The sequence below is a fragment of the Methylobacterium sp. J-001 genome, assembly GCF_022829565.1.
Classification (GTDB): domain Bacteria; phylum Pseudomonadota; class Alphaproteobacteria; order Rhizobiales; family Beijerinckiaceae; genus Methylobacterium.
In genome coordinates, this window is sequence record NZ_JAKSYN010000215.1 from 1 (window position 1) to 512 (window position 512).

At 70.3% G+C, this 512-nt stretch carries 1 protein-coding gene; it reads right to left on the reverse strand.

Annotated features, from left to right (window positions below; translation table 11 throughout):
• A partial coding sequence (locus MKK65_RS28770) for a helix-hairpin-helix domain-containing protein (protein WP_279597022.1) occupies positions 1 to 488 on the reverse strand: 488 nt, incomplete at its 3' end.
• Between the last annotated feature and the right edge of the window lie 24 nt (positions 489 to 512).

Consider the following 512-nt stretch of genomic DNA (forward strand, 5'->3'; position numbering starts at 1 on the left):
GCGCGTGTACGGCGCCGTGCCTGCCGACGGGATGCCCGTTGAGAGTGCGGGGGCGTTTGGCCGTACGTGTCCTGGACCGGGGTCAGAGCAGCGGCGAGGTCCAGTTCTGGCCAGGGCGGTGCGCGTTTCATGCGGCGAGGCAGCCGCGCGGCGATCATCCGCTCGGCGGCGTGCAGCCCGGCCAGGAAGATGCACGCCTTGTGGCCGAGGATGTCCTGCACTACCTCGCCGGTCTCCAGCACGTCGAGCAGCGCCGAGCGGATCAGCGCCGCGTCGACGCCGAGCAGCTCGCCCGCGAGCTTGATCAGTTCCGCAACCGGTAAGGCACAGTGTCCGCCGTCGGTCGCCGTCTGCAGGGCAAACGAGATGCCAGCGCGCAGCCGCTGCGGCGCCTCCGGGGTCAGCCCGAGCTTCATCGCGATGGCGTCGGCGGTCTTGAAGCCGATGCCGCGGATGTCCTTGGCCAGCCGATACGGGTCCTCGGTCATGACCGCGATGGCGTCGTGCCCGTA